18 protein-coding genes are annotated in these 16504 nt (G+C 71.7%); 15 read left to right on the top strand and 3 right to left on the bottom strand.

Features of this window, described 5'->3' with window-relative positions:
• The first annotated feature begins 29 nt into the window (after positions 1-29).
• Positions 30-1181, top strand: a complete 1152-nt coding sequence (locus OHT51_RS19090; protein ID WP_328880142.1) for an NADH-quinone oxidoreductase subunit D — start codon at positions 30-32, stop codon at positions 1179-1181.
• Between the two features lie 41 nt (positions 1182-1222).
• Here OHT51_RS19090 and OHT51_RS19085 read toward each other — a convergent pair whose 3' ends face one another.
• Positions 1223-2227 carry an SAM-dependent methyltransferase gene (locus tag OHT51_RS19085; RefSeq protein WP_328880141.1) on the bottom strand — a complete coding sequence of 335 codons (1005 nt, stop codon included), beginning with the start codon at positions 2225-2227 and terminating at the stop codon, positions 1223-1225.
• 118 nt (positions 2228-2345) lie between these two features.
• Here OHT51_RS19085 and OHT51_RS19080 point away from each other — a divergent pair, with 118 nt between their 5' ends.
• The 3 genes from OHT51_RS19080 (at position 2346) to OHT51_RS19070 (ending at position 5025) form a co-directional block, all read left to right on the top strand.
• Positions 2346-3560 carry a sensor histidine kinase gene (locus OHT51_RS19080; protein WP_328880140.1) on the top strand — a complete coding sequence of 405 codons (1215 nt, stop codon included), beginning with the start codon at positions 2346-2348 and terminating at the stop codon, positions 3558-3560.
• 74 nt (positions 3561-3634) lie between these two features.
• Positions 3635-4306 (top strand): response regulator transcription factor, encoded by a 672-nt coding sequence (locus OHT51_RS19075; RefSeq protein ID WP_328880139.1) that lies wholly within the window; start codon positions 3635-3637, stop codon positions 4304-4306.
• Between the two features lie 50 nt (positions 4307-4356).
• Positions 4357-5025 carry an ATP-binding protein gene (locus OHT51_RS19070; RefSeq protein WP_328880138.1) on the top strand — a complete coding sequence of 223 codons (669 nt, stop codon included), beginning with the start codon at positions 4357-4359 and terminating at the stop codon, positions 5023-5025.
• Positions 5026-5049: 24 nt separating this feature from the next.
• On the opposite strand, the gene OHT51_RS19065 is transcribed toward OHT51_RS19070, so the two are convergent.
• On the bottom strand, positions 5050-6156 hold the full coding sequence (locus OHT51_RS19065) for a DUF5937 family protein (protein WP_328880137.1): 1107 nt from the start codon (positions 6154-6156) through the stop codon (positions 5050-5052).
• A 162-nt stretch (positions 6157-6318) separates the two neighbouring features.
• Here OHT51_RS19065 and OHT51_RS19060 point away from each other — a divergent pair, with 162 nt between their 5' ends.
• A complete protein-coding gene (locus OHT51_RS19060) occupies positions 6319-6534 on the top strand; it encodes a hypothetical protein (RefSeq protein WP_328880136.1) in 216 nt (71 codons plus the stop codon).
• Here the strand turns inward: OHT51_RS19060 and OHT51_RS19055 are convergent.
• The gene (locus OHT51_RS19055) at positions 6524-7783 is read right to left on the bottom strand and encodes a threonine aldolase family protein (protein WP_328880135.1); all 1260 of its coding nucleotides are present in this window, start codon (positions 7781-7783) and stop codon (positions 6524-6526) included. The genes OHT51_RS19060 and OHT51_RS19055 overlap by 11 nt on opposite strands.
• A gap of 217 nt (positions 7784-8000) precedes the next feature.
• Here OHT51_RS19055 and OHT51_RS19050 point away from each other — a divergent pair, with 217 nt between their 5' ends.
• The 10 genes from OHT51_RS19050 (at position 8001) to OHT51_RS19005 (ending at position 16502) form a co-directional block, all read left to right on the top strand.
• Complete coding sequence (locus OHT51_RS19050; protein WP_328425074.1) at positions 8001-8930, top strand: Rossmann-like and DUF2520 domain-containing protein; 930 nt, start codon at positions 8001-8003, stop codon at positions 8928-8930.
• Positions 8927-9916: a pantoate--beta-alanine ligase gene (gene panC, locus OHT51_RS19045; RefSeq protein ID WP_328880134.1), complete on the top strand. Its 990-nt coding sequence runs from the start codon at positions 8927-8929 to the stop codon at positions 9914-9916. The genes OHT51_RS19050 and panC overlap by 4 nt, the downstream gene beginning before the upstream one ends.
• Entirely contained in the window at positions 9913-11622 is a 1710-nt protein-coding gene (locus tag OHT51_RS19040; protein ID WP_328880133.1) for an L-aspartate oxidase, read from the top strand. Before panC ends, OHT51_RS19040 begins: the two co-directional genes overlap by 4 nt.
• A 5-nt stretch (positions 11623-11627) precedes the next feature.
• Positions 11628-12599, top strand: coding sequence for a carboxylating nicotinate-nucleotide diphosphorylase (nadC, locus tag OHT51_RS19035; protein ID WP_328884370.1), 972 nt, complete (start codon positions 11628-11630; stop codon positions 12597-12599).
• 7 nt (positions 12600-12606) lie between these two features.
• Positions 12607-13404, top strand: a complete 798-nt coding sequence (locus OHT51_RS19030) for a type III pantothenate kinase (protein ID WP_217207191.1) — start codon at positions 12607-12609, stop codon at positions 13402-13404.
• A 345-nt stretch (positions 13405-13749) separates the two neighbouring features.
• Positions 13750-14445 (top strand): hypothetical protein, encoded by a 696-nt coding sequence (locus OHT51_RS19025; RefSeq protein WP_328884369.1) that lies wholly within the window; start codon positions 13750-13752, stop codon positions 14443-14445.
• Between the two features lie 68 nt (positions 14446-14513).
• Positions 14514-14693 carry a hypothetical protein gene (locus OHT51_RS19020; RefSeq protein ID WP_328880132.1) on the top strand — a complete coding sequence of 60 codons (180 nt, stop codon included), beginning with the start codon at positions 14514-14516 and terminating at the stop codon, positions 14691-14693.
• Between the two features lie 168 nt (positions 14694-14861).
• A complete protein-coding gene (locus OHT51_RS19015; protein WP_443052508.1) occupies positions 14862-15368 on the top strand; it encodes a BlaI/MecI/CopY family transcriptional regulator in 507 nt (168 codons plus the stop codon).
• 9 nt (positions 15369-15377) lie between these two features.
• Complete coding sequence (locus OHT51_RS19010) at positions 15378-15941, top strand: amino-acid N-acetyltransferase (RefSeq protein ID WP_328425062.1); 564 nt, start codon at positions 15378-15380, stop codon at positions 15939-15941.
• Between the two features lie 225 nt (positions 15942-16166).
• A complete protein-coding gene (locus tag OHT51_RS19005) occupies positions 16167-16502 on the top strand; it encodes a histone-like nucleoid-structuring protein Lsr2 (RefSeq protein ID WP_328425060.1) in 336 nt (111 codons plus the stop codon).
• Positions 16503-16504 lie beyond the last annotated feature (2 nt).

Raw genomic sequence — 16504 nt, 5'->3', positions numbered from 1 at the left:
GGCCAGCGTACGTAGGGGAGACTGTGTCCATGACTCCTACGACGGAGACCATGGTCGGTATCGGCGGCGCCGCGGAGAGCACCGACATGGTGCTCAACATCGGCCCCCAGCATCCCTCCACGCACGGCGTGCTGCGCCTCAAGCTCGTGCTCGACGGCGAGCGGATCGTGCGGGCGGAGCCGGTCATCGGGTACATGCACCGGGGCGCGGAGAAGCTCTTCGAGGCCCGCGACTACCGGCAGATCATCATGCTCGCCAACCGCCACGACTGGCTGTCGGCGTTCTCCAACGAGCTGGGCGTCGTCCTCGCCGTGGAGCGCATGCTCGGCATGGAGGTGCCCGAGCGGGCCGTGTGGACCCGGACGCTGCTCGCCGAGCTCAACCGGGTGCTGAACCACCTGATGTTCCTCGGGTCGTATCCGCTGGAGCTGGGCGGGATCACGCCGATCTTCTACGCCTTCACGGAGCGCGAGGAGCTCCAGCATGTGATGGAGGAGGTCTCCGGTGGACGGATGCACTACATGTTCAACCGGGTGGGCGGCCTGAAGGAGGACCTGCCGGCCGGGTGGGCCACGCGTGCGCGTGCCGCTGTCGCCGATGTGCGCTCCCGCATGGACCGCTTCGACGATCTTGTCCTCGGCAACGAGATCTTCCGGGGGCGTACGCGGGGCGTGGGCGCCCTCACGCCGGAGGCCGTGCACGCGTACGGCGTGAGCGGGCCGATCGCGCGCGGGTCGGGCGTGGACTTCGATCTGCGGCGCGACGAGCCCTATCTCGCCTACGGCGAGCTGGGGGACGTGCTGCGGGTGGTGACCCGGGACGAGGGCGACTGCCTCGCTCGTTTCGAGTGCCTGCTGGAGCAGACCCACGTCTCCCTCGACCTCGCCGACGCCTGCCTGGACCGGCTCGCCGAGCTGCCCCCCGGGCCGATCAACCAGCGGCTGCCCAAGGTGCTGAAGGCGCCCGAGGGGCACACGTACGCGTGGACCGAGAACCCGCTCGGCATCAACGGCTACTACCTCGTCAGCAAGGGCGAGAAGACGCCGTACCGGCTGAAGCTGCGTTCCGCCTCGTACAACAACATCCAGGCGCTGGTCGAGCTGCTGCCGGGCACGCTGGTCGCAGACATGGTGGCGATCCTGGGGTCGATGTTCTTCGTGGTGGGGGACATCGACAAGTAGGCGGCGAGTGGTCGCGGCGGGGCCGGGCGGGGCCCGGGGCGTCAGTCCGCCAGTACGTCCGGAATTCCTACCGGCTGCAGCAGCCAGCCGAAGTCTCCCAGTCCGGCCGTCGCCGTGAGCTCGGCGGCCTCTCCCGCGGTCGCGAGGGCGCGTACGTACTCGGTGGGGTTGGTGGAGGCCAGTTCGAGCGGGGGGCGTGCGCCTGTGATGCCCACGGCGTGCAGTGCCTCGCGCTGGGACACCAGGCGTGCACCGGGCAGCGCGCACGCCGTCGCGCACGCGTCCAGGGCCACATGCGCCGTGATGTCGCAGGAACCGTCCGGCACGGGCGCCGTCTCGCGCCCCTCGCGGAAGCCGGTGAGCGTCCCGAAGGGCGGGCGTGCGGGAGCCGTGTGCGCGTAGTCCACGGCGACCGCGAGCCCCCGCTCCAGGGTCCCCACGGCCGCGGCCCAGGCCCCGTCCCGCGGCAGCCCGACCTCGGCCCGCGCTCCCTGTGCGCCCCCGAGCGGCCACCAGCGCGCGAGCCACTCCGCCTCCGCACCGGCGACCGGCTCCCCGAGACGTTCGGTCCCGTCCCGTCGTACGAGAACCAGGCGGGGTACGCCCGCGGAGTCCACCTCCGCGACCTCCAGGGGGACGTTGTCCAGCCACTCGTTGGCGAACAGCAGGCCCTTGATCCGCAGCGGCGGCTCGGACCGCCACTCGATCCGGTGATCCAGGGCTTCCGGGCGGTCGGCGAGCTCGACGGCGTACGCACGCGTGCGCGCCGCCACGTCGGCGGGCAGGGCGGCCAGCACGCCGGCGGTCAGCTCGCCCCGCCCCGCCGCCATGTCGACGAAGTCCAGCCGCCCGGGGCGGCCCAGGGCCTCGTCGACCCGGCACAGCAGCCGGGCCACGGCGACTGCGAACAGCGGCGACGCGTGGACGGAGGTACGGAAGTGGCCGGCGGGGCCCTCGGGGCGGCGGTAGAAGCCGCCCGGCCCGTAGAGGGCGGCTTCCGCTGCCGCCCGCCACCCTCGCCACTCGCCCGTCGCCACTTGTGTCACCGGCCCAGGCTAAGCGCACAGGAGAACGCAGCCTCCACCTTGCGGAGTACGCGCGGGTAGTGCGGATCGACCCTCCGGTTGACCCGGGCACACATATCGCTTCCCTACGCTGGGTTACGTGCAGCGCCTCTATGACTTCCTCCGCAGGCACCCGACATGGGTCGACAGCTTCTGGGCCGTCCTCCTCTTCGGGATCTCTGTGGTGAGCGTGGCCGTCCGCGAGGAGGGTGGGCAGGACCTGCCGGGCACCTCCTCCGAGGCGGTCGTCGTCCCGGTCCTCCTCCTGCTGGGCCTGGTGATCGCGCTGCGCCGGCGCATGCCGGAGAAGATGCTGGTGCTGGCCATCGTCGTGGGGCTGGCGCAGCTGGTGCTGAATGTGGCGCCGACGCCGGTCAACTTCGCCTTCCTGGTGATCACCTACACCGTGGCCGCGACCGGCGCCCGCTGGGCGTCCCGTCTCGCGCTGGGGACAGGCCTGTGTGCGGCCCCCCTGGCACAGACGCGCTGGCCCGAGCAGGACTCCAGCGTTCTGGGCAACGTGGCCCTGGTGATCTTCATGACGGTGCCGTTCGCGCTCGCCTGGGTGCTCGGGGACTCGATCCGTACCCGCCGTGCCTACTACGAGCAGCTCGAGGAGCGCGCGACCCGGCTCGAAAAGGAGCGCGAGGCGCAGGCCAAGGTCGCGGTCGCCGCCGAACGCGCCCGGATCGCACGCGAGCTGCACGACGTCGTCGCGCACAACGTCTCCGTGATGGTCGTGCAGGCCGACGGTGCCGCCTACGTCCTCGACTCCGCCCCGGACCAGGCCAAGAAGGCCCTGGAGACCATCTCCTCCACCGGCCGCCAGGCCCTCGCCGAGATGCGCCGCCTGCTCGGGGTGCTGCGCACCGGCGAGCACCAGGAGAGCGGCGAATACGTCCCGCAGCCCGACGTCGAGCAGATCGACGACCTCATCCAGCAGTGCCGCAGCTCCGGCCTGCCGGTCGACTTCAAAGTCGAGGGCACCCCGCGCCCGCTGCCCAGCGGTGTCGAGCTGACGGCGTACCGCATCGTGCAGGAGGCGCTCACGAACACGCGCAAGCACGGCGGGCCGAACACGGGCGCCAGCGTGCGCCTGGTCTACTTCGACGACGGTCTCGGCCTGCTCGTCGAGGACGACGGCAAGGGCGCCCCGCACGAGCTGTACGAGGACGGCGGCGCCGACGGCAGTGGCCACGGCCTGATCGGCATGCGCGAGAGGGTCGGCATGGTGGGCGGCACGCTGGACGCGGGGCCGCGCCCGGGCGGAGGATTCCGCATCAGTGCGCTGCTGCCGCTCAAACCAGCACACTGACACTTGCGCATGTCCCTTGTTGACACCTGTAACGGCCCTGTAGACGGATACGAAAGACACGGAAGAGGACCCCGATGACGATCCGCGTGATGCTCGTCGACGACCAGGTGCTGCTGCGCACCGGGTTCCGGATGGTGCTTGCGGCCCAGCCGGACATGGAGGTCGTCGCGGAGGCGGGAGACGGCGTCGAGGCCCTCCAGGTGCTGCGCTCGACCCCGGTCGACGTCGTACTGATGGACGTACGCATGCCGAAGCTGGACGGTGTGGAGACCACCCGCCGCATCTGCTCGGACCCCGAGCCGCCCAAGGTGCTGATCCTGACCACCTTCGACCTCGACGAGTACGCCTTCTCCGGGCTGAAGGCGGGCGCCTCCGGCTTCATGCTCAAGGACGTACCGCCCGGCGAACTCCTCGCCGCCATCCGCGCGGTGCACAGCGGCGACGCGGTGGTCGCCCCGTCGACGACCCGGCGTCTGCTGGACCGGTTCGCGCCCATGCTGCCCTCCAGCGGCAACGAGCCCAAGCACAAGGAGCTGGAGCGGCTCACCGACCGCGAGCGCGAGGTCATGGTGCTGGTCGCCCAGGGCCTGTCCAACGGCGAGATCGCGGCCCGGCTGGTCCTGTCCGAGGCGACGGTGAAGACCCACGTCGGCCGCATCCTGACCAAGCTGGGGCTCAGGGACCGGGTGCAGGTGGTAGTCCTCGCCTACGAGACGGGTCTGGTGCGGGCCGGCGGGCTCGGCTGACGCGCGGTGGGGGTGACTCCCGCGTAACCGGTGCACACTAGGGTCTGCGCATGCTCCTGTGGATCAACGGCCCTTTCGGGGGCGGCAAGACACAGACCGCGTACGAGATCCAGCGCCGCCTGCCCGGCAGCGTGGTCTGCGACCCCGAGCACGCGGGCTTCGGGCTGCGGCGGACGCTGCCACCCGAACTGCGCGGGGACTTCCAGGACTTGAGATCCTGGCGGCAGGGCGTCGTCGAGGTCCTCGACCTCGTCCTCACCAAGCACGACGGTGTGGTGATAGCGCCCATGACGGTCACCGACTCCGGCTACTTCGAGGAGACGGTGGGCCGACTGCGCGAACTCGGCCATGACGTACGGCACTTCACGCTCCTCGCCGAGCGCGAGACCGTCCTGATGCGGCTGCGTGAGCGCGGCTTCGGGCACCTCCTTCAGTACGTCGCCGGAAAGAACGCCGGAAAGAACGCGGGCAAGGACATCGGGAAGGGCGCCGGGCTGCGCCGGGAGAGCTGGGCCGTCCTGCAGCTCGACCACTGCCTGGAGCGGTTGCGGGAGCCGGAGTTCGCCGAGCATCTGTGGACGGACCACTCGACAGTGCCGAAGACGGCGGACCGCATCGCCGTCCTGGCCGGGCTGCGGCTGAGGCCCAACAACGAGGGCCCGCTGCGGACACGGCTGCGGCAGGCGAGGGTCGGGGTCAGGCACATCCGCTTCGACTGAGCCGTGGGCGCAGGAGGGGAGCGCTCAGCGCAGGATCCCCTCCAGGAAGTCGCTGCCGAGCCGGGCCACCACGGCCACGTCCAGCTGGTGCAGGACGTACCGCCCGCGGCGGCGGGTGGTGATCAGGCCCGCCTTCTTCAGCACGCCCAGGTGCCGGGATATCTCCGGAGCCGTCACGCCGTGCGCCTGCGCCAGCTCGCCCGTGGTGTACGCGCTGCGGGCGAGATTGCGGCAGATACGCATGCGCGCGGGGTGGGAGAGCGCGGTCATCCGCAGGGCCAGCTGCTCGACCGTGGGCGGGGCGGCGAGCTCGGGGGAGCCGACCGGGTAGTGCAGCACCGGCTGCCAGGCGTAGCGGTGCAGGACCATCAGGTGCGGCCAGCCCAGGCTCGTCGGGACCAGGAGGAGGCCGCCGTCCCCCGTGGCCGTACGGCCATTGCCCAGCTTGTCGACCGTGATCCGCGCGGCTGCCTCGTCGAGAGTGACCGCCGGGGACACCGCGGCCAGGGCCTCCGCCAGGCCCTTGTGCCGCAGGAGATCCGTCTTGTGGCGGGCGTCCGCCGTGAGCTGGTGGCGCAGCCGGGACCAGGTGTCCGCGAAGAAGGCCTCGTCGCAGTCCTGGAGGAACTGCCGCAGCCAGGCCCGGATCCGCGGCGGATCGAACAGCAGCCGCTCGCTGAACCGCATCTGCTGCGGCCCGCGCGCGGCCGCGAGGTCCAGGGCGCGGCGCCGCACGCCGGCGTCGGAGAGCGCGTCGGGCCCGCGCGTGCTGTACGGCAGGGCGCAGGTGAACTCCAGGGCCGCGTCCACGAACTGCTCGTCCGTCAGCTTGTCCAGCTGATCCAGCTCCTCCGCCAGCGTGGCGCCTGGGAGGGCGCTGCGGCCCGGGATGCCGGCGAAGGGCAGGAAGAGGTCGGAGAACGTCGACCGCCACAGGAAGTCGGCCTCGCACATCCGGTCGGCCAGGTGCGAGTCCAACCGGGCCGTGACGCCCGTCACCCAGCCCTGCAGGCCCGGGTGGTGCCCCGGCTCCGACAGCGCGTGCAGCGCCATGCCGAGCTCGGCCAGGGGTGAGGGCACGACGGCGAGCCTCTCCGGCCGCAGCCCCGCGATGTCGATGGTCACGCTCATGTCCTCATGGTGCACCCCGCCACTGACAACGCGGCCGCCGATTGACGACGGCCGTCAATCGGCGCGACGTCACACCCGCGGTGAGGCAACTCTGGGATCACCGGGGCAGCCGCGGAGCCCGATTCCCACGTCATCTCTCCTACGTCCCGGAGGCGATTCACCATGAGCGTCACGCAGCACCATCTGCTCGACACCTACCGCGCCCGCCTGCTCGGCGAGCCGGCCCCGCCGGCGCCGGGCACCCGCGACTGGCAGGTCGTCCGCGAGTGGCGTGACCACCGGCAGTTCAGGGCGGCCCTTGCCGGCCGCCCGCCGCACGGGCGGCTACGGCAGGCCCTGAGCCGCTTGCTGCGTGTACGGCCGCGTTCTACGGGCTGACCCCCACGCCGGCCTCCTCGGTCAGCCGGGCCGCGAACTGGGTGACCGCCGCCTTCACGTCCTCGGCCGTCCACTCCAGCCCGGCGGCCCGCACGTAGACCTCGGTGTACGCCAGCCCCGGCCCCTTGGCCTCCCAGCCCTGGGCGAACAGGACGGTTCCCGTCTCCTCGGCCTGCCGGATCGCGGCCTCCGCGAGGACGTCGGCGTCGTACGGCAACCAGACCTGGAACTCGTTCGTGTGCGGCGGCTCGGGCTGGACCCGCATCCATGGCACCCCGGCCGCCGCGAACCCCTCGCGCAGGGCGGCGGCCACCACGCGCGCGTGAGCCACGTACTCGGGCAGCCGGGGCAGCTCCCGCTCCAGGCCGGCGAGCGCCGACAGCGCGGTGGGGAACTGCTGGAACACCGTGCCTCCGTAGCGGTGCCGCCAGGCCTTCGCCTCGTCCACCAGCGTCTTCGGACCGGTCAGGGCCGCGCCGCCGAAGCCGTCGAGGGACTTGTAGAACGACACGTACACGCTGTCCGCCAGGCCCGCGATCTCCGCCAGCGGACGGCCGAAGTGGACGGTGGACTCCCACAGGCGGGCGCCGTCGAAGTGCACCACCGCGTCGCGCTCCCGCGCCGCCTCCACCACCTCCGTGAGCTCCTCCCACGAGGGCAGGACGAAACCGGCGTCCCTGAGGGGCAGTTCGAGCATGAGCGCCCCGAAGGGCTCGTCGAACTCGCGCACCTCGGCGGCGGTCGGCAGCCGCGGCTCGCTCGTCACGCGGACCGGACGCAATCCGCTGACCTGGCTGAACGCGTTGCGCTCATGCACCTCGGGGTGGGCCAGCGGATGGAGGGCGACGGTCGGGTTGCCGGTACGGCCCGCCCAGCAGCGCAGGGCCACCTGCTGGGCCATCGTGCCCGTCGGGAAGAACGCGGCGGCCTCCATGCCGAGCAGCCCTGCGGTCTTCTCCTCCAGGGCCTCGACGATGCCGTCGCCGTAGAGGTCCGACGACTCGTCCAGGTCGTGCAGATCCAGCGCACGTGCCTCGTCCAGCAGCGCCAGGCGCTCGCGCAGGGTGCCGAGGAAGGCAGGGCGTGCGAGCACGCGCTTCGCGCCGCGGTAAGCAGCTATGCGCCGTTCTCGGCGCCGTTTGCGCCGCTCGTCGTCCGACACCCGCTGGCCCGACAATTGCTCGCCGGACGACTCCTCGTCCCGCTCGGCCCCTGCCCGCTGCCCGCCCTGCTCCGCCGTATCGCTCATGCCCCGGATCATCTCCCGCGCCCTCCCGGGCGGGCACCCGCATTTCCGGACGCCGGTCCCGCCCTCCGATGCACGCGCGGCGGCTCCGCAGGGGCATGCAGGGCGTGTGGAAACCCACAGCCTGTGGACAACCGAACGCCTCTCGAACCAATCGCGTTAACATGACGAGAAATCGTCCGGTACCCGGAGCGGACTGGAACGGGAAGGCCGCCGTCGAGTGAGTACAAGCCAACAGCCAGATCCCAGGGACCGCCCCGCGCGGCTCACCGTCGGTGTCGTCGGCGCCGGCCGCGTGGGCCCCGCACTCGCCGCGTCCCTCCAGCTCGCCGGGCACCGCCCGGTGGCCGTCTCCGCGGTCTCCGACGCCTCCAGGCGACGGGCCGCGCAGCTGCTCCCCGACGTGCCGCTCGTGCCGCCCGCCGAGGTGCTCGCCCGCGCCGAGCTGGTGCTGCTGACCGTCCCGGACGACACGCTGCCCGGGCTGGTCGAGGGCCTCGCCGAGACCGGTGCCGTACGACCGGGGCAGCTGCTGGTGCACACCTCCGGGCGGTACGGCGCGAAGGTCCTGGACCCCGCCCTGCGCGCGGGCGGCCTGCCGCTGGCCCTGCACCCGGCGATGACCTTCACGGGCACTCCCGTGGACGTCCAGCGCCTGGCCGGGTGCTCCTTCGGCGTCACCGCGCCCGAGGAGCTGCGGCTGGCCGCCGAGGCCCTCGTCATCGAGATGGGCGGCGAACCCGAGTGGATCGCCGAGGAGAGGCGCCCGCTCTACCACGCGGCGCTCGCGCTGGGCGCGAACCACCTGGTGACGCTCGTCGCCCAGTCCATGGAGCTGCTGCGCGAGGCGGGCGTGGCGGCCCCCGACCGGATGCTCGGCCCGCTGCTCGGCGCCGCCCTCGACAACGCCCTGCGCTCCGGCGACGCGGCCCTGACCGGCCCCGTCGCGCGCGGGGACGCGGGCACCGTCGCCGCGCACGTCACGGAACTGCGCAGGCACGCCCCGCAGGCCGTCGCCGGCTACCTGGCGATGGCGCGCGCGACCGCCGACCGGGCGCTCGCCCACGGACTGCTCAAGCCGGAGCTCGCCGAGGACCTCCTCGGGGTACTCGCAGACGGGACCGACGGCGCCGAGGGAGATGCCCGATGACGACCCTGCTGCGCACCGCCGACGAACTGCACGCACGCACGCGTGCCGGCCGCCGTGCCGTCGTGATGACCATGGGCGCCCTGCACGAGGGCCACGCCACCCTGATCCGCACCGCGCGCACGATCGCCGGCCCGCAGGGCGAGGTCGTCGTCACCGTCTTCGTGAACCCCTTGCAGTTCGGCGAGGGCGAGGACCTCGACCGCTACCCGCGCACCCTGGACGCCGACCTCAAGATCGCCGAACAGGCGGGCGCCGACGCCGTGTTCGCGCCCTCCGTGGACGAGGTCTATCCGGGCGGCCGGCCCCAGGTGCGCATCAGCGCCGGCCCCATGGGCGACAGCCTGGAGGGCGCCTCCCGCCCCGGCCACTTCGACGGCATGCTCACCGTCGTCGCCAAGCTGCTCCACCTCACCCGCCCCGACGTCGCCCTGTACGGCCAGAAGGACGCCCAGCAACTCGCCCTGATCCGCCGCATGGTGCGCGACCTGAACTTCGGCGTCGAGATCGTGGGCGTCCCGACCGTGCGCGAGGAGGACGGCCTCGCGCTCTCCAGCCGCAACCGCTACCTCTCGCCCAAGGAGCGGCACACGGCACTCGCGCTGTCCCAGGCCCTCTTCGCCGGCCGCGACCGGCACGCGGCACAGGAGGCGCTGCGCGCGCGGGCACGCGAGGTGCCCGCCACACGCGCGCGTGCGGAAGCGCTCAGCGCCATAGGGGAGTCCCGCGCGGCGGCCGACGCACACGCCGTCGCCAAGGCGGTCCCCGGCGCCACGGCGGCCATCCGCGCCGCCGCCCGCATGCTCCTCGACGAGGCCGCCCGCCTCGACCCGCCGCTCGAACTGGACTACCTCGCGCTCGTCGACCCGTCCGACTTCACCGAGATCGAGGACGACTTCACCGGCGAGGCCGTCCTCGCCGTCGCAGCCCGGGTCGGGGCGACCCGGCTGATCGACAACCTCCCCCTCACCTTCGGAGCCGCCTCGTGACCAGCACAGGCATACGACTGCACGCGCCCGCGCCCGGGTGGTCCATCACCGCGGACGTCGTCGTCGTCGGCTCCGGCGTCGCGGGCCTCACCGCCGCCCTGCGCTGCGAGGCCGCCGGCCTGACGACCGTCGTCGTCACCAAGGCCCGCCTCGACGACGGCTCCACGCGCTGGGCCCAGGGCGGCATCGCCGCGGCCCTCGGCGAGGGCGACACCCCCGAACAGCACCTCGACGACACCCTGGTCGCGGGCGCGGGCATGTGCGACGAGGAGGCGGTCCGCATCCTCGTCACCGAGGGTCCCGACGCCGTACGCCGCCTCATCGAGACCGGCGCCCACTTCGACGAGTCGGAGGAAGGCGGCCTGGAGCTCACTCGCGAGGGCGGTCACCACCGCCGCCGTATCGCCCACGCAGGCGGGGACGCGACCGGTGCGGAGATCTCCCGCGCCCTGGTCGAGGCGGTGCACGCGCGTGGCATGCGCACGATCGAGAACGCGCTCGTCCTCGACCTCCTCACGGACGCCGAGGGCCGTACGGCGGGCGTCACCCTGCACGTCATGGACGAAGGCCAGCACGACGGTGTGGGCGCGGTCCACGCGCCCGCGGTGGTCCTCGCGACCGGCGGCATGGGCCAGGTCTTCTCGGCGACGACGAACCCTTCGGTCTCGACCGGCGACGGCGTGGCCCTGGCGCTCCGCGCGGGCGCCGAGGTGAGCGATCTGGAATTCGTCCAGTTCCACCCCACGGTCCTCTTCCTGGGCCCGGACGCGGAGGGCCAGCAGCCCCTGGTCTCCGAGGCCGTACGCGGCGAGGGCGCCCACCTGGTCGACGCCGACGGCGTGCGCTTCATGGTCGGACAGCACGAACTTGCCGAACTCGCCCCCCGGGACATCGTCGCCAAGGGCATCATGCGACGCATGCAGGAGCAGGACGCGGAACACATGTTCCTCGACGCCCGCCACTTCGGCGCCCACATGTGGGAGCACCGCTTCCCGACGATCCTCGCCGCCTGCCGCGCGAACGGCATCGACCCGGTCACCTCCCCCATCCCGATCGCCCCGGCCGCCCACTACGCCTCCGGCGGCGTACGCACCGACTCCCAGGGCCGTACGACCGTGCCCGGCCTGTACGCGTGCGGCGAGGTCGCCTGCACGGGCGTGCACGGCGCCAACCGCCTGGCCTCCAACTCACTCCTCGAAGGCCTGGTCTACGCCGAGCGCATCGTGGCCGACATCGCGGCCGCCCGCGCGGCCGACGGCCTCCACGCGCGTGTGCCGCACCCGGTGCCGTACCCCGAGACCCCCGAGCACCCGCTGCTCGCCCCCGAGGCCCGCTTCGCGATCCAGCGGACGATGACCGACGGCGCCGGAGTCCTGCGCTCCGCGGACTCCCTCGCCAAGGCGGCCGAGCAGATCCAGCAGCTGCACACCGAGGCCCGTGACGCCCTCGCCGAGAACGGCAAGACGGCCGAGCCCGGCGTGGACACATGGGAGTCCACGAACCTCCTCTGCGTGGCCCGGGTCCTGGTGGCCGCGGCGCAGCTCCGCGAGGAGACCCGGGGCTGCCACTGGCGCGAGGACGAGCCCGACCGCGACGACGCGACGTGGCGCCGCCACATCGTCGTACGCCTGAACCCGGACCGCACACTGGCCGTGCACACCACAGACACCGCAGACTTCCCCCCGACCCGTCCCCAGGAGCAGTGACAGCAGTGACCACCCCCGACCTTCCCCTCGCCTCGACCGGCGGCTGCGGCGACGACTGCGCCTGCGGTGCCGACGAGGAGTACCTGGAGTGCGGCCTCGACCCCGCGCTCGCCCAGCTCCTGGCCGACGCGGGCCTCGACCCGGTCGAGGTCGAGGACATCGCAGGCGTCGCCATCCAGGAGGATCTTGCGCACGGCGTGGACGTGACGACGGTCGCGACCATCCCCGAAGAGGCCGTCGCCACCGCCGACTTCGTCGCGCGTGAGGCGGGCGTCGTGGCGGGCCTCAGGGTCGCCGAGGCGGTGGTCTCGATCGTCTGCGAGGACGAGTTCGAGGTGGAGCGCCACGTGGAGGACGGCGACCGCGTGACGGAGGGCCAGACGCTTCTCTCGATCACCACCCGCACCCGCGACCTCCTGACGGCCGAGCGCAGCGCGCTGAACATCCTCTGCCGCCTGTCGGGCATCGCCACGGCCACGCGCGCGTGGGCGGACGTACTGGACGGCACGAAGGCGAGGGTCCGGGACACCCGCAAGACCACCCCTGGTCTGCGCGCCCTGGAGAAGTACGCGGTCCGCTGCGGAGGCGGCGTGAACCACCGCATGTCGCTGTCGGACGCGGCCCTGGTCAAGGACAACCACGTCCTGGCGGCGGGCGGCGTGAGCCAGGCCTTCAAGGCTGTCCGCGAAGCCTTCCCGGACCTCCCGATCGAGGTCGAGGTGGACACCCTCCACCAACTCCGCGAAGTGGTGGACGCGGGCGCGGACCTGATCCTCCTGGACAACTTCACGCCGGGCGAGTGCGAGGAGGCGGTGTCGATCGTGCACGGCCGGGCGGCACTCGAAGCATCGGGCCGCCTGACCCTGGCCAACGCCAAGGCGTACGCGGACACGGGCGTCGACTACCTGGCCGTGGGGGCCCTCACCCACTCCTCGCCGATCCTGGACATCGGCCTGGACCTGCGAGCGGCGGAGTAGGACGGGCATGCTCCTCACGATCGACGTAGGCAACACGCACACCGTCCTCGGCCTGTTCGACGGCGAGGACATCGTCGAGCACTGGCGCATCTCGACGGACGCCCGCCGCACCGCCGACGAACTGGCGGTCCTGCTCCAGGGCCTGATGGGCATGCACCCGCTCCTCGGCGACGAGCTGGGCGACGGCATCGACGGAATCGCCATCTGCGCCACGGTCCCCTCGGTCCTTCACGAACTCCGCGAGGTGACCCGCCGCTACTACGGCGACGTCCCCGCGGTCCTCGTCGAGCCGGGCGTGAAGACGGGCGTCCCGATCCTCACGGACAACCCCAAGGAGGTCGGCGCCGACCGCATCATCAACGCGGTGGCGGCGGTCGACCTCTACGGCGGTCCGGCGATCGTCGTCGACTTCGGTACGGCGACGACGTTCGACGCGGTGAGCGCGCGCGGCGAGTACATCGGCGGTGTCATCGCCCCCGGCATCGAGATCTCGGTCGAGGCCCTCGGCGTCAGGGGCGCCCAGCTCCGCAAGATCGAGGTGGCCCGCCCGCGCAGCGTCATCGGCAAGAACACCGTCGAGGCCATGCAGTCCGGCATCATCTACGGCTTCGCCGGCCAGGTGGACGGCGTGGTCAACCGCATGGCCCGCGAACTCGCCGACGACCCCGACGAGGTCACGGTCATCGCCACGGGGGGTCTGGCCCCCATGGTCCTGGGCGAATCCTCGGTCATCGACGAACACGAGCCGTGGCTGACCTTGATCGGCCTCCGCCTGGTCTACGAACGCAACGTGTCCCGAATGTGACACCGCCGGTGTGGCACTGGGGGCCTACGGCCCCCAGCCCCCCGCTTTCGGCCCTGAACGGGCCTCGTCCCCAAACGCCGGACGGGCCGGAATGCCTGGACCGGCACTTGGAAGAGACCGGCGAAGCGGCCGTGGTGGTGTCGCACCCCCGCGGCACCGCCCCGACCCACCCACCGCACCGCAGGCGCTACGCGCACCCCCACTCACCAGCAACAGGCCGCCGCAGGCATCGCACCCCCCGTCTCCCGAGTGGCTCCCACGCCACACCCACCCCACCTATGCCGCGTTTGTCTGATTAGCGCGTATCGTCGGCCCATGCCCACGCCATACGGATCCCGCGGCGCCATGGCGTTCGGCGCGGAGGAGCTGCGTGTGCTCCGTCGCGCTCTCGCCCTCGCCCTACACCCCAGCCCCGCCTCGGCCGAGGAGGTCCAGGACTGCCTCCGCCTCGCAGAGTCGCTAGACGAGGCAATGCGCGAGGGCGCCAGGCTGCGCGCCTTCCTGACGGCCGACCTCGCCCGCTATCGCGCCGCCCTCCCCGGCACCGCAGCCGGCTATTTCACCCTCCTGGAGGAGGCGCTCGGCGCCGGGCACCCCCCGACCGCCGAGGACCTCGCAGCCCTGCGCGCCCTCCGCGGCAACCCCACCGCGGCCGCCCTCCTCACCCGCTGCCAGGCACTGGCGGAACAGGACGTACAAGCCCGCCTCGCGCGCGGCACCGCCCGCCCGGCCACTCCTGCCAAGCCGGCCATCCCCGCGTCCCGTACGCACCTCCTGGCCCTCCCTGGAGGCCTCTCCGAGGAGCGCCCCCGACCCCCGGTCGACCTCCCGGCGCAGGCAGCCGGCCAGGACCCCGCCCAGCCGCCCCGGAAGAAGCCCGCAGAAAAGCCGGCCACCCCCAAACCGGACCCCGGCCCCGGCCCCGAGCGCACACCCGCCCCCAAGCCGACGCGCCCCATCCCCACCCCCGGCGAGGTCTTCCCCCGCCGCAAACCGACCCCACCCCCCGCGAACCCGCCCCAGCAACTGGCCGCAGGCTGAGACGCGAACCACCTCACAACCCCCAACCCCCGCCCCACCCGCCCACACCCCCTGGCTACCCTGGACGCATGGACTACGTCGCCGCACTCCTCCCCCCGGCCGTCATGGCCGTGTTCTTCATCGGTGTGATCAGGGTGATCGTGAAGACCCAGGGCGGAGCCAACAAGGCCAAGGAGGACGCGGCCGTGGACGCCGCCCTCGCGCGCGTGGAGGGCACCCGCCAGGCCTCGGCGACCCCGGACGCCTGACCCGACGACGTACGACGGCGTACGACTCCGAGCTCACCGCTTTCCGAGTCGTACGCCCTTTTTGTTCCTGTTTGCCGGAGAAAGAGCACGTCCGGCACGCCAACAACCAGATCTCCCACTATTGTGCGAGCTGTGCCTCGCCCATTGGGAGAACTCGAAGACGCGGTCATGACGCGGGTGTGGAAGTGGAACCGCCCGGTGACCGTTCGAGAAGTCCTGGAAGATCTCCAGCAGGAACGGTCCATCGCGTACACCACGGTGATGACCGTTTTGGACAATCTCCATCAGAAGGGCTGGGTACGCCGCGAGGCGGAAGGCCGGGCCTATCGATATGAGGCGGTCTCCACCCGAGCCGCCTACGCCGCCGCCCTGATGAACGATGCCTGGTCGCAGAGCGACAACCCCGCCGCCGCACTCGTCGCCTTCTTCGGCATGATGAGCGAGGAACAGCGCCAGGCCCTGCGCAACGCCGTACGCATCGTCCAGGGCCCGGAAACGCCCGAACCCACGGAAGTACCGGATACGCGCCGCGTTACGGGCACCGATACCGCCGCTGTCGCCGATACCACCAGCACCGATACCAGCGGCGATACCAGCACCGATACCGCCCCGGATACCCGTGCCGATACCGGCCCCGAGAACCCCGCCTCGGCACCGGAGCCCGACGGGCGATAGCGTCCGCTCATGTCCGCAGAGAGCCACTCGGCCGAGAGCCCCGCGGCTCAGAGCCCAGAAGTCACCGCAAAAGCCATCACCGTCCGGCGGGCCCGTACCGGCGATGTCCCGGCGGTGCGTCGTCTCCTTGACGAGTACGTCCGGCGTCGCATCCTGCTCGACAAAGCCACGGTGACGCTTTACGAGGACATCCAGGAGTTCTGGGTCGCGGAACGGGACGACAACGGCGAGGTCGTCGGCGCCGGTGCCCTGCACGTGATGTGGGAAGACCTGGCGGAAGTCCGCACGCTGGCAGTGAAGCCCGGTCTGAAGGGCGCCGGCGTCGGTCATCAGTTGCTGGAGAAGTTGCTGCACACCGCGCGCTGGCTCGGCGTTCGCCGCGTTTTCTGTCTGACCTTCGAAGTGGACTTCTTCGGCAAGCACGGCTTCGTCGAGATCGGCGAGACGCCGGTGGACACCGATGTCTACGCTGAGCTGCTGCGTTCCTATGACGAGGGTGTCGCGGAGTTCCTCGGTCTCGAACGAGTGAAACCGAACACCTTGGGCAACAGCCGGATGCTTCTGCATCTGTGATCGTCACCCACTATTCCGACGGGTGACCCTGCCCAGGTGCCCTATGTCCGAAACGCGCATGTTTCCGGACCGCAGTCGGCCTGTGAGTCTCTCCCTGGGGTTTGTGTTTTTCCAGCAAAAGCGGTTTGCTTTCCGACGTACTGCAGTACTGCATATAACAGGGGACGGCGAAACGGCGGACGCCGCAGACCCCAGGCCCTCAAGTTATCGATGAAAGGAAATCCGGTGGCACAGAAGGTTCAGGTCCTTCTTGTCGACGACCTCGACGGCGGCGAGGCGGACGAGACCGTGACGTTCGCGTTGGACGGCAAGACGTACGAGATCGATCTCACGACCGGCAATGCGGACAAGCTCCGTGGCCTTCTCGAGCCTTACGTGAAGGGCGGTCGTCGCACCGGAGGCCGCGCTTCGGGTGGGCGCGGAAAGGCGCGCGCCACTTCCGGCGGCAGCCAGGACACCGCGCAGATCCGCGCGTGGGCCAAGGAGAACGGTTACGAGGTCAACGACCGCGGCCGCGTTCCGGCGTCCATTCGCGAGGCATACGAGAAGGCCAACGCCTGATC

It is taken from the genome of Streptomyces sp. NBC_00299, from assembly GCF_036173045.1.
Lineage (GTDB): Bacteria > Actinomycetota > Actinomycetes > Streptomycetales > Streptomycetaceae > Streptomyces > Streptomyces machairae.
The sequence above is the reverse complement of the archived record's forward strand: the minus strand, read 5'-3'. Positions and strand labels throughout refer to the sequence as shown.